The following is a 14,602-nucleotide window of genomic DNA, read 5'->3' as shown; positions in this document are numbered from 1 at the left end:
GACGAATGCGTGTGCTCCACGCCACACTAGAACATTTCGTCCACACTGTCTGCGCCGTTCGTCTCAGTCTTCTGCACTTTCCGGCCTCTCTGGATACGAAGCAGGTCCGGTTCGCATACTGGGGAGACAGAGTTGCACCAGCCTTCCTGCCTCCCCGGCCCCGTGCGCGGACCGGGGACCGACCGAGGGGACACCATGAGCCAGACCGTCGAGACCCCCGAGGACCCGATCCTCCGGGCCTCCCAGACCTTCGGCATCACGCCGGAGCAGTACATGCTCCCGGCCCGCGGCGAGATCCGCATGGTCGATCCGAGCGGGCGGCTGCTCGCCCCCGAGGAGCAGGGCACCGGCCCCGGCCACGAGTACCCGCTGCCCGACCGGGACGTCCTGCTGGACGCCTACGAGAAGCTGGTGGTGGGCCGGCGGGTCAACGACCAGAACTCCGCGCTGGTCCGGCAGGGCCGCATGGCCGTCTACCCGTCCAGCCACGGCCAGGAGGCCTGCCAGGTGGCGGCCGCCCTGTGCCTCGAGGAGGGCGACTGGCTGTTCCCCACCTACCGGGACACCGTGGCGGTCATGACCAAGGGCGTGGACCCCCTGCAGGTCATGGCGATCTTCCGCGGCGAGTGGCACGGCGGCTACGACCCGTACGAGCACTGCGTGGGCATCCAGTCCACGCCGCTGACCACCCAGCTGCTGCACGCGGTGGGCGTGGCCCACGCCGCGAAGCTGCGCGGCGAGGACACCGTGGTCCTGGCGATGTGCGGGGACGGCGCCACCAGCGAGGGCGACTTCCACGAGGCCCTGAACTTCGCGGCCGTGTTCAAGCTGCCGGTCGTGTTCTTCGTGCAGAACAACGGCTACGCGATCTCCGTGCCCCTGTCCCAGCAGTCCGCGGCCCCCAGCCTCGCGCACAAGGCGGTCGGCTACGGCATGGCCGGCGAGCGCGTGGACGGCAACGACCTCGTGGCGCTGCTCGCCACGCTGCGCCGCGCCGTGGACCTGGCGCGCTCCGAGTCCGAGCCGCTCCTCGTCGAGGCGCACACCTACCGCATGCAGGCGCACACCAACGCCGACGACGCCACGCGCTACCGCGACGACGCCGAGGTGCAGGAGTGGATCGCCAAGGACCCGGTCACCCGGATGCGGGCCTGGCTCGGCGCCGAGGGCGTGCTCGACGACGCGGCCGAGCAGCGCATCGCCGCGGCCGCCGAGGACGTCGCCACGACGCTGCGCGACGGCATGAACGCCGACGTGGAGATCGACCCGCTCGAGCTGTTCCGCCACGTCTACACCGAGCAGACCCCGCAGCTCGCCGAGCAGGAGCAGTTCCTGGCCGCCGAGCTCGCCCGAGAGGAGACCGGACAGTGAGCACCCTCGAAGCCCCCGCGCCGTCCGGCGAGGCCCCGGCGGTCAAGCCGGCCACCTTCGCCCAGGCCCTCAACACCGCCCTGGCGGACGCCCTGGCCGCCGACGACGGCGTCGTCGTCTTCGGCGAGGACGTCGGCACCCTCGGCGGCGTCTTCCGCATCACCGACGGGCTGACGCAGCGCTTCGGCCGCACCCGCTGCTTCGACACCCCGCTGGCCGAGTCCGGGATCGCCGGCATGGCCGTGGGCATGGCGATGAACCGCATGCGTCCCGTGATCGAGATGCAGTTCGACGCCTTCGCCTACCCCGCCTTCGAGCAGGTCGCCTCGCACATCGCGAAGATGCACAACCGCACCCGCGGCGCCGTGCGCCTGCCCATCGTCATCCGCATCCCCTACGCCGGGGGCATCGGCGGCGTGGAGCACCACTGCGACTCCTCCGAGGCCTACTACGCCCACACCCCGGGCCTGAAGGTCTTCACCCCCGCCACGGTCGAGGACGCCTACCTCATGCTGCGCGAGGCGATCGACTCCGACGACCCCGTCGTGTTCTTCGAGCCCAAGAAGCTCTACTGGTCCAAGGCGCCCGTGGACCTGGCCGAGCTGAGGGACCGCTACGAGAACCGGCCCCCCGAGCGCCGGGAGGGCCGCGCCGTGGTCGCCCGCGCCGGCGAGGACGCCACGCTCCTGGCCTACGGGCCGTCCGTGCCGACCGCCCTGGCGGCCGCGGCGACCGCCGCCGCCGAGGGCCGCTCCCTCGAGGTCGTGGACCTGCGCAGCATCGTCCCGTTCGACGACGAGACGGTCGCCGCGTCGGTGCGCAGGACCGGGCGCGTGGTGGTCGTGGCCGAGGCCCCGGGCTTCGCGTCCGTGGCGGCCGAGATCGTGGCCCGCGTCCAGGAGCGCTGCTTCCACTCCCTGGCCGCGCCCGTGCGCCGCGTGACCGGGTTCGACATCCCGTACCCGGCGCCCAAGCTCGAGGAGCACTACCTGCCGAGCGTCGACCGCATCCTCGACGCCGTGGACGACCTGCAGTGGGAGGACTGACCATGACCGTGAAGACGTTCACCCTGCCGGATCTCGGCGAGGGACTGACCGAGGCCGAGCTCGTGAGCTGGCTCGTCCGGGTGGGCGACACCGTCGCCGTGGACCAGCCGATCGCCGAGGTGGAGACCGCCAAGTCCGCCGTGGAGGTGCCGTGCCCCTTCGCGGGGACCGTGCACCAGCTGCACGGCGACTCCGGGCAGACCCTCGACGTGGGGGCCCCGCTGATCTCCGTGGACACCGGGGACCGGGACGGGACCCCCGCCCCGCAGGGCGGCGGCCCCAAGGGCGGGCAGACCTACCGGGAGGAGGAGCGCGCCGGGGCGGACCCCGCGGCGGCCGCCGGGGCCTCCGACGACGACGCCGGATCGGGCAGCGTGCTCATCGGCTACGGCACGCCGCCCGGCGGCGCGGCCGGGCGCCGGCGCCGGCCGAAGCGCGCCGGGTCCGCGGACGGGTCGGCTGCCGCGGCCACCGCCGTGCCGGCCGCCGCGGCGGCGGCGCAGGGAGCGGCGCAGGCCGCTGCCGCGGACGCCGCCCACGACGCGATGGCCTCGGCCCCGCGCCTGGCGCCCACGGTCGTCTCGCCGATCGTGCGCAAGCTCGCCAAGGACCGCGGGATCGACATCTCCACCGTGCGCGGCTCCGGGCCCGGCGGGCTCGTCCTGCGCCGCGACGTCGTGGCCGCGGCGGACGCCGCCGCGGGGCCGGCCCCGCAGGGGACGGCCGCCCCGTCCTCGCCGGCGCCCGCCCCGGAGCGCTCCGCCCAGGAGCCCTCCGCCGTGGACGCCCGCACGGGGCTGGGGGTCGCCGAGCGGCTGCCGGTCACCGGGATCCGCAAGGCCATCGGGCAGGCCATGACCCGTTCCCGCAGCGAGATCCCCGAGGCCACCGTCTGGGTGGACGTGGACGCCACGAAGCTCGTGGAACTGCGCGCCGAGCTCAAGGCGCAGGACCCCGAGCGGGCCCCGGGGCTCATGGCCCTGATCGCGCGCTTCGTGCTCGCCGGACTGGCCCGGCACCCCGAGCTCGCGACCCGGATCGAGACCCTCGAGGACGGCAGCCAGCAGATCGTGCGCTTCGACGGCGTGAACCTGGGCTTCGCGGCGCAGACCGACCGCGGGCTCGTGGTGCCGAACATCCGCGGCGCGCACGCCCTCAGCGCCCGCGGCCTGGACGCCGAGCTCCGGCGGCTCACCGAGCTCGCGCGCTCCGGGAAGGCCGGCCCCGCCGAGCTGTCCGGCTCCACGTTCACGCTCAACAACTACGGGGTGTTCGGCACGGACGGGGCCGCGGCGATCATCAACCACCCGGAGGTCGCGATCCTGGGGATCGGCCGGATCATCGACCGCCCGTGGGTGGTCGACGGGCAGCTGGCCGTCCGCAAGGTCACCCAGCTCTCCCTCGCGTTCGACCACCGGGTGTGCGACGGCGGGGCCGCCGGCGGCTTCCTGCGCATGGTGGCTGACGCCGTGGAGAACCCGCTCTCGGTGCTCGCGGACCTCTGATCCCCGGGGGCTCCGGAGCACCCCGGGCGGCGGGAGCCCGCCGTCCGGGGTGCTCCGGCCGGCGGCCTCCCCGCCCGCGAGGGGGCGTGCTCAGCGCTGGTCGGCGGGCGCGTCCCGGCGGGCGAGGTCGGGGTGGTGGCGGGTGCCGAGCAGGTGCGGGCCCAGGTCGGCGACCGTCGCGGCGCCCATCAGCTGCATGCTGATCCGGATCTCCTCCGCCAGCAGCTCGACGGCCCGCTCCACGCCCTGCTGCCCGCCGGCCATCAGCCCGTAGAGGTAGGCCCGGCCGATGAGCACGAAGTCCGCGCCGGAGCACAGGGCGGCGAGCACGTCGGCGCCGCTCATGATCCCGGAGTCCAGGATCAGCTCGACGTCCTCGCCCACCTCGTCCCGCACCTCGGGCAGCGCGTGCAGCGAGGCGGGGGCGCGGTCGAGCTGGCGGCCGCCGTGGTTGGAGACGACCAGCCCGTCGGCCCCGGCGGCCAGGGACTGCCGGGCGTCGTCGCGGGTCAGCACGCCCTTCACGAACAGCTTTCCCGGCCACTCGGAGCGGATCCACTCGAGGTCCGCGTAGGACAGGGTCGGGTCGAACATCGAGTTCGTGATGGTGGGCAGGTCGGCGCTCGTGCTCGAGAGGGACGCGAACTTCAGGGAGTCCGTGGTCAGGAAGTTGAACCACCACTCGGGCCGGCGGGCGGCGTCGGCCACCGTCCGCAGCGTGAGCCTCGGCGGGATGACCATGCCGTTGCGCACGTCCCGCAGCCGCTGGCCCGCCACCGGGGTGTCCACGGTGACGAGCAGGGTCCCGTAGCCGTGGGCCGCGGCGCGCGCCAGCAGGTCCCGGGAGCGGGCCCGGTCCTTCCACAGGTACAGCTGGAACCAGCGGGTCGCGTCCGGGGCGGCCGCGGAGACCTCCTCGAGCGACCGGGTGCCCATGGTGGACAGGGTGAAGGGGATGCCGGCCTGCTCGGCCGCGCGGACTCCCCCGATCTCCCCCTCCGAGTGCATGAACCGGGTGAAGCCGGTCGGCGCGATCCCGAACGGCAGCGCGGACCGGGTCCCGGCGATCGGCGCGGACAGGTCCGGGGCGGCGATGCCGTGCAGGATCCGGGGCAGCAGCTCGACCGCGTCGAACGCCTCCCGCGAGCGCCGCCGGGTCAGTTCGCGCTGGGCGGCGCCGTCCGTGTAGTCGAACGCCGGGCGCGGGGTGCGGCGGCGGGCGATCCGGCGCAGGTCCCAGAGGTCCGCGGCCCCGGCCAGCCGGGCCGCGCGGCGGTCGAGGGCGGGGGCCTCGAACTGCAGGAGCGGGCGCAGCTCGGACCACTGGGGCAGACGCCGTTCCATGGCGGACCTCCTGACGGTCGGGGTGCTCCCGACCACACTACGACGGAGGGGCCCCGGGCCCCGCGCCTCGGGGCGGTGCGCCGCTCAGTCGGTCTCGGGGCCCGCGCAGTACGGGCAGTTCTGCTCGACGTCGGTCCACCCGTGCTGCCCGTCGCGGCGGTCCCGGGACGGCGTCGCGGCCTTCGTGCCCACGGCCGGGAGCGAGGAGGTCGGGGTGGAGCGGGGCGGGAGCAGATCGACGGTCATGGTGCGGTCCTCCTGGAGGGTGCTGCCGGGCGGGGCGTCGCCCGGTCCTTCCAGTATCGGGGGCCGCACCCGTGCGGAACAGCGATGTTTTCCGACGCTGATCCGTCAGCCGCGCTGACGGGTCCGTGCGCGGTCGCCGGGCCGGTCGCGGGGCCGGTCGCGGGGCCGGTCGCGGGGCCCCGGTCCCCTGCCCGGAGCGTGCGCGCCGCCCGCGGCCCGGCTCAGAGCCCGGTGAGGACGTCGAGGGCGGTCCGCAGCCCCTGCTCCGCCCGCACCGCGCGGCCCACGCGCTGCGCCCGCTCGCGGCGGGCGAGGGCGTCGCCCACCGCAGGGACCAGGGTCTCCGCGCTCAGCCTCCGGTGCGGGATCGGAGCCGCGGCGACCCCGAGCCGGTGCAGCTGCCGGCCCCAGAAGGGCTGGTCGACGAGGAAGGGCACCACCACGGAGGGGATCCCCGCGCGGGCCACCGTGTGAACGGTCCCGGCGCCACCGTGGTGGACCGCCACCGCGGCGTCCGGGAGCACGGCGTCCAGGGGCGCGCCCGGCACCACGAGCACGTCGTCGCCGCGGCGGTCCTCCGGCAGGGCCAGTCCGCCCCAGCCCGTGACCAGGAGGGTCCGCAGGCCGTGGGCCCGCCCGCTGTCCACGACCGCCCGTCCCCGCGCGGCCGGGTCGCCGGCCGCCATGGAGCCGAAGGTCGCCACCAGGCACGGCCCGCCCCGGACGAATCCGGCCACCGCGGGGTCCGGGGCGGCGGCGCCCGCACCGGCGTGCCAGGCGCCGGTCAGGTGCACCGTGGCCGGCCAGTCGGCGGGTCGCGGCAGCAGCTGCGGGCTGATCCCCATGAGGGTGGCGCGGGACGCCGCGGCGGGCGCGGGCGCCCGGCCGCCGGGCAGCTGCCGGCAGGCGCGCTCGACGTCCCGGCGGAACAGCCGTGCGCCGCTGCGGGGGACCGCGTAGGTGGTCCGGTTGAACCGCCCGAGGTCCTTCGAGACCGTGGGCCCGCCGGGGGCGGAGAACTCGCGGGTGGGGGTCGCCACGGGCACGAACTCGGCCAGCACCCGGGGGACGCCGAGGGCGTCCGCGACGGCCGGCGCCGTGAGGACCAGCGGGTGGTGCAGGACCAGGCCGGGGTCGAACGCGAGGGTCTCCCGCACGGCCGCGGAGAACATCCTCCGCATCCCGGGTCGGACCTCCGCGCGGACGTGGCGCACCGCCGCCCGCGGTGAGGGCCCGGGGACGGCCATCAGCCGGTGGAAGTCCACGTCCAGGCTCACGGTGTCGATCCCGGTGAGGTCGACCCCGCTGTTCGCCGGGACCCCCAGCCGGACGCGGTGGCCCTGTGCCGCGGCGTAGCGCGCCAGGGCCGCGAACGGCTCCACGTCGCCGCGGGTTCCGGAGGTCAGCAGCATCATGCGCACCGCTCCAGTCTGCCCCGCGCACCGGACGGAGCACGAGCCGGCCGTCCGCCGCGCCTGCTCCCGCGGGCCGGGCCGGTCCGGCCCCTGCCCCACCGGCCCCGGAACCCACGTAGTCTGGAGGCACCGGGGCTCCCCGGTCATCTGTCGTCCGAGGAGAGCCGCCGCCGTGACCCAGGCAGGATCCGTCCCCGCCGTGCAGCGGATCGTGCACATCGCCCGGCCGGTGCTCTGGGTCAACACCCTGGGCCCCGGCGTGGTGGGGATGTGGCTCGCCGGGTCGCTGTGGCAGTGGGAGGCGCTGCCGCTCCTGCTGTGGCTCACCCTCCCGTTCAACCTGCTGATCTACGGCGTCAACGACGTCTTCGACCAGGACACCGACGCCCTCAACCCGCGCAAGGGCTCGCTCGAGGGGGCGCTGATCGACTCCTCCGAGGTGCGCACGATCTGGACCGCGGTGCTCGTCACCAACGCGCCGTTCCTCGTCTGGTTCGCCGTCGCCCTGTCCCCGGCCGCGCTGGCCTGGATCGCGCTGTACGTCCTGGTCTTCGTGCTCTACTCGGCCCCGCCCGTGCGCTTCAAGGCCCGGCCCTTCCTGGACTCGCTGAGCAACGCCGCCTACGCCCTGCCCCTGGTCTTCCTCCCCCTTGCCCTCGGGCAGGCCCCCGTGTGGTCCGCCGCACTGGGCCTGATGGCCTGGAGCGTGGCCAAGCACGCCTTCGACGCCGTCCAGGACATCGAGGAGGACCGCGCGGTGGCCATCACGACCACGGCCGTCCGGCTCGGCCCGCGCGGGGCGGGCCTGTGGAGCGGCGGCTGGTGGGCCGTGTCCACGCTGTGCTTCGCGCTGGTCAGCCTCCCGGTGGCCGCGGTCAACGCCCTCATCGCCGGGTGGCTCGTGCTGTCCCTCCTGCGGGACCCGCGGCCCGGGACCGGGCACCGGCTGTACCGGCACTCCATCGCCTTCCCCTACGTCGCCGGCTCCGTGGCCGGGGTGCAGCTGACGGTGGCGCTGTACCTGGGGCTGTACCCGTGAGCCGCGTCGTCGTCGTCGGCGGCGGTCTCGGCGGCCTGACCTCGGCCGCCCTGCTCGGCCACGCCGGTCACCAGGTCACCCTGCTCGAGGCCGCCGACCGGCTCGGGGGCAAGAGCCGCCGCATCGAGGCCGCGGGCCAGCGCATGGACACGGGGCCGTCCCTGTTCACGTTCCCGGGCGTGTGGGAGGAGCTCCTCCGCCGCCTGGACCGGCTGCGGGACGCCGCCGCGCCGGCGGGGGACCGCGGGCCGAGGGCCGCGGAGACGGCCGGGCTCGAGCTGGAGCGCCTGCCCGAGGTCGGCACGTACTACTACCGCGGCGACCGGTGCGAGCTGCCCGTCCCGCCCGGGCACCCCTGGCACGCGGCCTGGGTCCGCTTCGAGGCCGAGCACGGGCCGCTCGGCCCGGACATCACCCGGCTGCTGACCACGGAGGTGATGGACCGGGCGGCCCGTCCCGCGCTGGGCCGGCTCGGGAGCCTCTACGGGCGGCGGCTCACGACCCGCAGCTACCTCGACAGCCTCACCTGGATGCCCGAGGGCCTGCGCGAGGTCATCGCCATCCACACCCTCAACGCCGGGGTCGGCCCGGCGCGCACCCCGGCCCTGTACGCGAGCATGCCCGCCGTGATGGCACGCGACGGGGTCTGGATCCCCCGGGGCGGCGTGCACGAGCTCGTCGAGGCCCTGCGGCGGCTGGCAGTGGCGTCCGGGGTGGAGATCCGCACCGGTGAACCGGTGACCTCCGTCGCCCGCCGCCGGGTCCGCACGGAGCAGGGCACGTACCCGGCCGACGCCGTGGTCGGCGGGCTGGACGCCCACCGGCTGGACGGGCTGCTCGCCGGGCGCGCGCCCCGGGTGCCGCGCCGGCTCAGCTGCTCGGCGATCGGGATCTACGCGGTGCTCGGCGCCGGGCTGCCCGAGGGGACGCCCCGGCACGGCGTCGTCCTGCCCGACCGCCCGGCCGATCTCTACGCCGACCTGGAGGCCGGGACCGAGCCCGAGCAGACCATGGCGTTCGCGAACTACTACCCGGCGCACGGGGTCTACCCCAACAGTGCCCCCACGCTCGCCGTGCTGCTCACCGCACCGGCCAACGGGAAGTCGTACACCCTCGAGGACCCGTTCGTCGTGCGGGAGCTCGAGCGCACCGCCCGGGTGCTCGGGCTGCCCGGACGGCTTCCGGACCGCTTCCGGAGCACGGAGGTCCTCGACCCCGCCCACTTCGCCGCGCACGGCTCGGCGGGCGGCGCGCTGTACGGGGCGGTGCACCCGGCCTGGCGCAGCGGCCCGCTGCACGCCCCGTCCTACATGAGTCCCCTGCGGCCGTGGCTGTGCCGGGTGGGGGCCTCCGTCCACCCGGGCGGCGGGCTGCCGGCGGTGCTGGGCGGGGCCATGGTCTCGACCGACAAGCTGCTGCGGCGCCTGCAGCGGGATCCCGGTCCCGTCCGCGGCCCCCGGCCCGGGCGGCGGGAACCGGTCACCGGCTGAGCTCCCACGCCCAGAGCAGCAGCATCGTCACGAGGAAGCCGGTGACGTAGTTGAGCGACAGGAACCGGCGCCAGCCCCGGTTGGCGCGTTCGCAGCCGGCGTCCGTGATGGACAGGAACGGCACGAGGTTGGCGAGGTAGGGCAGCACCAGGAAGGACGCCACCGGCCCGGGCCAGGGGGTGAGCAGCAGGAGCACCCCGGCCGCGAGGTAGAACGCCCCGGCGGCCCACACCGTGCGGCGGGCGCCCAGGACCGTCGCGATCGAGCGCAGCCCGCCCTCCCGGTCCGCCCGGACGTCCTGGACCGCCCCGAACGCCTGCGAGGCCATCGACCAGAGGAAGAACGCGGCGCACAGGGCCACGAGACCCGGTGACCGGTCCGCCCCGGCGAGCACGAGGCCGTAGACCGCCGGGGACACGAAGTGCGTGGCGGAGGTCGCCGAGTCCAGGAACGGGACCTCCTTGAAGCGCAGCCCCTTGACGCTGTAGGCGACCACCGCGAACAGGCTGACCACCAGCATCCCCGCCGCGGCGGCGCCGCCCGCCAGGAACAGGTACGCCAGGAAGGGCAGGGCCACCAGCACCGAGCCCACGAGGATCATCCGGTGCTCGGACCGGTCCACGAGCGCGCCCTCGACACCGCCCTTGCGGGGGTTGCGGAGGTCGGACTCGTAGTCGAAGACGTCGTTGATCCCGTACATCAGCAGGTTGTACGGGAAGAGGAAGAACAGCGTCCCCACCACGAGGGGCACGTCCGCCCGGCCGGTGGTCATGACGTAGGCCGCCGCGAAGGGGTAGGCGGTGTTGACCCAGGAGACCGGCCGGGAGGTGGCCACGAGGGTGCGCACGGTGGCGGCGAGCCGCCCCCGCTCGGCCAGCCCCCACCACAGCGACGGCAGCAGCAGCAGCGCGGCGAGCGGGTACGCGAAGTCCTCGACCGGCACCAGACCGATCCGCAGCTCCGTGATGTGCCCGGCCCCGTAGTCGAAGAACCCGGCGGCGATCATGAGGTTGTCGAAGACCACCGTGAGCACCGCGAGCACCGCGAAGGAGATCCCGAGCACGGCCAGGGCCCGGCGCCGGGGAGGCGCCGGGGAGGGCCTGCGGACCAGCAGGGTGGCCGGGGTCAGGGCGAGCGCGAGGAAGACGGGAATGACGAGGGCGTAGGTCACGGGGCCTCCGCCTCTCCGCGGGCCCGGGCGGAGCGGCGTGCCAGCGCCTTCTCCGTGAGCCGGACCAGGTTCATGGTCAGGTAGCAGAGGAACACGAGGAACACGACCTCCTCGACGGGGATCTGCGGGGCGACCATCCAGCCGGTCGCCCACGCGCTCCGGCTGTGCAGGAAGATCCCGAGGCTGATCCCGGCGACGTCCCAGGCGAGGAAGAACACCAGCCCCGTCAGCAGCACGAGCGCCGCCCGGCGGGGGTCCTGGGCGAAGAACAGCCGCTCGCGCACGTCGAGGAGCACCATCCCGGCCAGGCTGAGCAGCAGGAAGCCGAGGTACACGAAGCTCATCCGCGCGGCACCAGGGGTTCTGCCAGGGGGCCGGTGGAGGTGTCCCCGCGCAGGTCCTTGAGCAGGATCTCCGCGCTGATCAAGCACATCGGCAGGCCGATGCCGGGGATGGTCGAGGCCCCGCAGTAGTGCAGGCCCGCGACCTTCCGGCTGCGGTTGGCGCCCCGGAAGAACGCGGACTGCTTGAGCACGTGGGCGGGGCCCAGCACGTTGCCGCGCCAGGAGTTGAAGTCCCGCCGGAAGTCCTCCGGGCCCACGGTGTGGCGCACCACGACGCGCTCCCGCAGCTCCGGCACGCCGGCCCACGCCGCGATCTGGTCGATCACCCGGTCCGCGACGGCCTCGACCCGCGCGGAGCCGGTGCCGTCCGGCCCGCCCGCTCCCAGCGCGGGGTCGGCGGGGACCGGGATCAGCACGAAGAGGTTCTCGTGCCCCTCGGGCGCCACGGCGGGGTCGGTCGCCGAGGGCTTGCAGACGTACACGGACGCGGGGTCCGGCACGCTGGTGGGCTCCTCGAAGATCGCCCGGAAGTTCGCGTCCCAGTCCTCGCTGAAGAACAGGCTGTGGTGCGGCAGCTCGGGCAGCTCCCCGCGCACCCCGAGCATCACGAGCACCGCGCCGGGGCCGGTCTGGCGCCGGTCCCAGTACCGCTGCGGGTAGCTCTGCAGCTCCCTTGGGAGCAGCGCGGTCTCGGTGTGGTGCAGGTCCGCGGCCGAGACGACCACGTCCGCGGCGAGCTCGTGCTCGGCCCCGTCCGCGTCCCGCCACACGACGCCGGTGGCCCGGACCGGGCCGTCGGCGGCCGGGGAGGTGCTGATCCGCAGCACGTCCGCCCCCGTCCGGATCCGCGCGCCGTGGGCGAGGGCGAGCCCCTCCACGGCCTCGACGACCCGGCGGAACCCGCCCTGCGGGTACTGGACGGAGTCCGTGAGGTCCATGTGGCTCATGAGGTGGTACAGGGACGGCGTCATCCGGGGCGCGCTGGCCAGGAAGACGGCCGGATACCCCAGCACCTGCCGCAGCCGCGTGTCCTGCACGGTGCGGGCGGCGAGGTCGTGCAGGGACCCGGTGAGGTGGCGGGCGAGCTCCGGCAGGCCCCGCACCACCGGCCCGGTGAGCAGCGGCGTGAACGAGGCGTAGGAGGTGTAGAGGAAGTGGTCGACGGCGAGGTCGTAGGTCCGCTTCGCCGAGGCCAGGTACGCGCGGATCCGCCCGCCCGCCCCGGGCTCCACCGACTCGAACAGCGCCACGGTGTCCTCGAGGTCCGAGCGGATGTCGATCGGCCGCTCGTAGCGCTCGCCCCAGACCCGGTAGGCGGGGTCCAGCCGGACGAGCTCGAGCTCCTCGGCAGCGCTGGAGCCCATGAGCCGGAAGAAGTGGTCGAAGACCTCCGGCATGAGGTACCAGGAGGGTCCGGTGTCGAAGCGGAAGCCGTCCCGCTCGAGCAGCCCGGCGCGCCCGCCGGTCGTGCTCCCGCGCTCCAGGACGGTCACGTCCCAGCCGTCCTTCGCGAGCAGGCCCGCGGCGGCCAGTCCGGCGATGCCCGCACCCACCACCACGGCACGGCGTCCCCGGGGCGCGGGGGCGCGACGCCGGGCGCGCGCCCGGACCACGGCGGCCGCGGCGAGCCCGGCCTTGCGCGGGTTCGGCACGCGGATGCGGGAGCTCAGCAGCTCCCGGGCAGGGGTGGCGCGGATCCGCACGGACAGCTCCCGGAACAGTTCGTGGGCGGCGAGGACGGCGGCGCGGGACGACCTGGGGAGGTCGTCGATGACCGCGCGGGCGGCCGCGAGGTCGGCGTCGATGTCGTCGAGGAGGCGGTTCTTCTCGGCCTCGGAGAACTCACCGGGCTCCACGCCGGGGAAGTACACGCGGCCGAGCTCCCCGTAGTCCTCCGCCAGGTCGCGCAGGAAGTTGACCTTCTGGAACGCCGCCCCCAGCCGCCGGGCCCCCGCCACGAGCTGCGCCCGGCGCGGCTCGGGCACGGGGCGACCGGCCAGGAACACCTGCAGGCACATCAGCCCCACGACCTCGGCCGAGCCGTACACGTACTCGTCGAGGGAGTCGGCGCTGTGCCGGTCCGCGCTGAGGTCGGCGCGCATCGACGCGAAGAACGGGCGCACGAGCTCGGGGCCGATCCCGGCCCGGCGGGCCGCGCGGGCGAAGGCGTGCACCACGAGGTTGCTGCTGAAGCCCCGCTCGATCGCGCCGTACGTCTCCTCCTCGAGGGCGTCCAGGAGCTCCCGCGACCCGCGGGGCGGGACGCCGGCGCCGGCGCTGGCGCCGTCGACGATCTCGTCGGCGATCCGCACCAGCGCGTAGACGGCGTAGACGTCCGGGCGGATCTCCGGGCCCAGCAGGCGGCAGGCGAGCCCGAAGGACGTGGAGTAGCGGCGGATGACGGTCGCGGCCGCCTGCTGGGCGGTGTCGTCGTAGCGGGCGGCGGCCTCGGCCGGTGACCCGGTGTGCTGGGCGGCGGTCACCGGATGCGCTCCGTGGCCCCGGCGACGATGCGCCGCAGGTCCTGCTCGAGGGACGCGGGCAGCCCCGCGGCGTCGAGCAGGGCCCGGGCCTCGTCCGCGCACTCGGTGACCATGGCCTCGACCTCCTGCCGGGCCCCGCACCGCTCGAGCAGCTCCCGGGCCCGGAGGGCCTGCTCCCCGCTGATCTCGTGGCGGCCCAGGATCGCGTCGAGCTCCTCGCCGGCGGGGGTGCACAGGGCGGCGGCGACGAGCATGGTCCGCTTGCCCTCCCGCAGGTCGCTGAGCACGGACTTGCCCGTGGCCTCCGGATCCCCGAAGACCCCGAGCAGGTCGTCCACGAGCTGATAGGCGGTGCCCACGGTCCGGCCCAGGCGGCCGAGCACCTCCACGTCCCCGGCGGGGGCCCCGCCCAGCACTCCCCCGGCCTGCAGGGGGGTCTCGAAGGAGTAGACCGCCGTCTTCAGGCACGTCGCCGCGAGGACCTGCTCGCGGCCCGGGCGGGCGCCGGGCAGCGCGTGGTCCACGTCGAGCAGCTCGCCCGCGGCCGAGGAGAACAGGGCGGCGTCGAGCAGGTCGAGGAGGCGGGGTAGCCGTTCGGGCGAGAGCCCGGAGCGGGCCACGAGCCGGTACGCGCCGGCGAGGGCGAGGTCCCCCGCGATGACGCCCACGCTCGCGCCGTACTGGCGCGCCTGGTCCTGCCCCGAGCCCGACGCGAACGCGCGGGTGGCGGCGGCGGCGTTGATCGTGGGCTGGTGCCGGCGCTGCTCGTCCTGGTCGATGACGTCGTCGTGGACGATGAGGGCGGTGTGCAGCAGCTCGAACGCCGCACCGACGGCCTCGACCACGGGCTCCGGCTCGGGCGCGGGATAGGCGCCGGCCGTGAGACGGACCAGGTGCGGGCGGATCCGCTTGCCCCCGGAGCTGAGCCGGGCGACCTCGCCCCACAGCCGGGCGAAGCCGGGGTCCACGGCCTCCGCGCGACCGGTGGCCTCGGCCAGGAACTCCTCCAGGACGGGAACCGGGGCGGGTTCCCCGCCGCCGCCGTGCCCGGTCCGTGTCCCGGTGCCCTGCCGGGCGCTCGGAAAGGCCGATTCGCGCGAGAAGACCGTCACCATTCCCCCATTCCACCACAGTCCTTCGAAAATCGA

At 75.1% G+C, this 14,602-nt stretch carries 12 protein-coding genes; 5 read left to right on the top strand and 7 right to left on the bottom strand.

The annotated features are described in order from the left end of the window. The first annotated feature begins 195 nt into the window (after positions 1-195). Genes ACPYN7_RS14220 through ACPYN7_RS14210 form a run of 3 tightly spaced genes read left to right on the top strand, consistent with a single transcriptional unit; the run spans position 196 to position 3,922 of the window. Complete coding sequence (locus tag ACPYN7_RS14220; protein ID WP_368827725.1) at positions 196-1,371, top strand: thiamine pyrophosphate-dependent dehydrogenase E1 component subunit alpha; 1,176 nt, start codon at positions 196-198, stop codon at positions 1,369-1,371. Further along, positions 1,368-2,417, top strand: coding sequence for an alpha-ketoacid dehydrogenase subunit beta (locus ACPYN7_RS14215; RefSeq protein ID WP_424348082.1), 1,050 nt, complete (start codon positions 1,368-1,370; stop codon positions 2,415-2,417). The genes ACPYN7_RS14220 and ACPYN7_RS14215 overlap by 4 nt, the downstream gene beginning before the upstream one ends. A 2-nt stretch (positions 2,418-2,419) precedes the next feature. Continuing rightward, on the top strand, positions 2,420-3,922 hold the full coding sequence (locus ACPYN7_RS14210) for a dihydrolipoamide acetyltransferase family protein (RefSeq protein ID WP_424348081.1): 1,503 nt from the start codon (positions 2,420-2,422) through the stop codon (positions 3,920-3,922). A gap of 90 nt (positions 3,923-4,012) precedes the next feature. Here ACPYN7_RS14210 and ACPYN7_RS14205 read toward each other — a convergent pair whose 3' ends face one another. The 3 genes from ACPYN7_RS14205 to ACPYN7_RS14195 form a co-directional block, all read right to left on the bottom strand. Further along, the gene (locus ACPYN7_RS14205) at positions 4,013-5,266 is read right to left on the bottom strand and encodes an alpha-hydroxy acid oxidase (RefSeq protein WP_424348080.1); all 1,254 of its coding nucleotides are present in this window, start codon (positions 5,264-5,266) and stop codon (positions 4,013-4,015) included. Positions 5,267-5,350: 84 nt separating this feature from the next. Further along, entirely contained in the window at positions 5,351-5,512 is a 162-nt protein-coding gene (locus ACPYN7_RS14200) for a hypothetical protein (RefSeq protein WP_424348079.1), read from the bottom strand. A gap of 221 nt (positions 5,513-5,733) precedes the next feature. Further along, the gene (locus tag ACPYN7_RS14195) at positions 5,734-6,927 is read right to left on the bottom strand and encodes a glycosyltransferase (RefSeq protein ID WP_424348078.1); all 1,194 of its coding nucleotides are present in this window, start codon (positions 6,925-6,927) and stop codon (positions 5,734-5,736) included. 172 nt (positions 6,928-7,099) lie between these two features. Here ACPYN7_RS14195 and ACPYN7_RS14190 point away from each other — a divergent pair, with 172 nt between their 5' ends. Both ACPYN7_RS14190 and ACPYN7_RS14185 read left to right on the top strand, forming a co-directional pair. Then, positions 7,100-7,966, top strand: a complete 867-nt coding sequence (locus ACPYN7_RS14190) for a UbiA family prenyltransferase (RefSeq protein WP_424348077.1) — start codon at positions 7,100-7,102, stop codon at positions 7,964-7,966. Continuing rightward, positions 7,963-9,456, top strand: a complete 1,494-nt coding sequence (locus ACPYN7_RS14185; protein ID WP_424348076.1) for a phytoene desaturase family protein — start codon at positions 7,963-7,965, stop codon at positions 9,454-9,456. The genes ACPYN7_RS14190 and ACPYN7_RS14185 overlap by 4 nt, the downstream gene beginning before the upstream one ends. Here the strand turns inward: ACPYN7_RS14185 and ACPYN7_RS14180 are convergent. The 4 genes from ACPYN7_RS14180 to ACPYN7_RS14165 are packed head-to-tail and all read right to left on the bottom strand — an operon-like array spanning position 9,446 to position 14,569. Beyond that, the gene (locus ACPYN7_RS14180; protein ID WP_424348075.1) at positions 9,446-10,627 is read right to left on the bottom strand and encodes a prenyltransferase; all 1,182 of its coding nucleotides are present in this window, start codon (positions 10,625-10,627) and stop codon (positions 9,446-9,448) included. The two genes, ACPYN7_RS14185 and ACPYN7_RS14180, sit on opposite strands and share 11 nt — an antisense overlap. Continuing rightward, complete coding sequence (locus ACPYN7_RS14175) at positions 10,624-10,971, bottom strand: lycopene cyclase domain-containing protein (protein WP_424348074.1); 348 nt, start codon at positions 10,969-10,971, stop codon at positions 10,624-10,626. Before ACPYN7_RS14175 ends, ACPYN7_RS14180 begins: the two co-directional genes overlap by 4 nt. Next, complete coding sequence (gene crtI / locus ACPYN7_RS14170) at positions 10,968-13,454, bottom strand: phytoene desaturase family protein (protein WP_424348073.1); 2,487 nt, start codon at positions 13,452-13,454, stop codon at positions 10,968-10,970. Before crtI ends, ACPYN7_RS14175 begins: the two co-directional genes overlap by 4 nt. After that, positions 13,451-14,569 (bottom strand): polyprenyl synthetase family protein, encoded by a 1,119-nt coding sequence (locus tag ACPYN7_RS14165; protein ID WP_424348072.1) that lies wholly within the window; start codon positions 14,567-14,569, stop codon positions 13,451-13,453. The genes crtI and ACPYN7_RS14165 overlap by 4 nt, the downstream gene beginning before the upstream one ends. Positions 14,570-14,602: the final 33 nt, after the last annotated feature.

The sequence above is a fragment of the Kocuria sp. CH-021 genome, assembly GCF_049716185.1.
GTDB lineage: Bacteria > Actinomycetota > Actinomycetes > Actinomycetales > Micrococcaceae > Kocuria > Kocuria cellulosilytica.
The sequence above is the reverse complement of the archived record's forward strand: the minus strand, read 5'-3'. Positions and strand labels throughout refer to the sequence as shown.

Bases quoted from the DNA above. Each gene is read 5' to 3' on its own strand.
- ACPYN7_RS14165 (WP_424348072.1), bottom strand. From the start codon at position 14,569: ATGGTGACGGTCTTCTCGCGCGAATCGGCCTTTCCGAGCGCCCGGCAG.
- ACPYN7_RS14205 (WP_424348080.1), bottom strand. From the start codon at position 5,266: ATGGAACGGCGTCTGCCCCAGTGGTCCGAGCTGCGCCCGCTCCTGCAG.
- ACPYN7_RS14210 (WP_424348081.1), top strand. From the start codon at position 2,420: ATGACCGTGAAGACGTTCACCCTGCCGGATCTCGGCGAGGGACTGACC.
- ACPYN7_RS14220 (WP_368827725.1), top strand. From the start codon at position 196: ATGAGCCAGACCGTCGAGACCCCCGAGGACCCGATCCTCCGGGCCTCC.
- ACPYN7_RS14200 (WP_424348079.1), bottom strand. From the start codon at position 5,512: ATGACCGTCGATCTGCTCCCGCCCCGCTCCACCCCGACCTCCTCGCTC.
- ACPYN7_RS14195 (WP_424348078.1), bottom strand. From the start codon at position 6,927: ATGATGCTGCTGACCTCCGGAACCCGCGGCGACGTGGAGCCGTTCGCG.
- ACPYN7_RS14175 (WP_424348074.1), bottom strand. From the start codon at position 10,971: ATGAGCTTCGTGTACCTCGGCTTCCTGCTGCTCAGCCTGGCCGGGATG.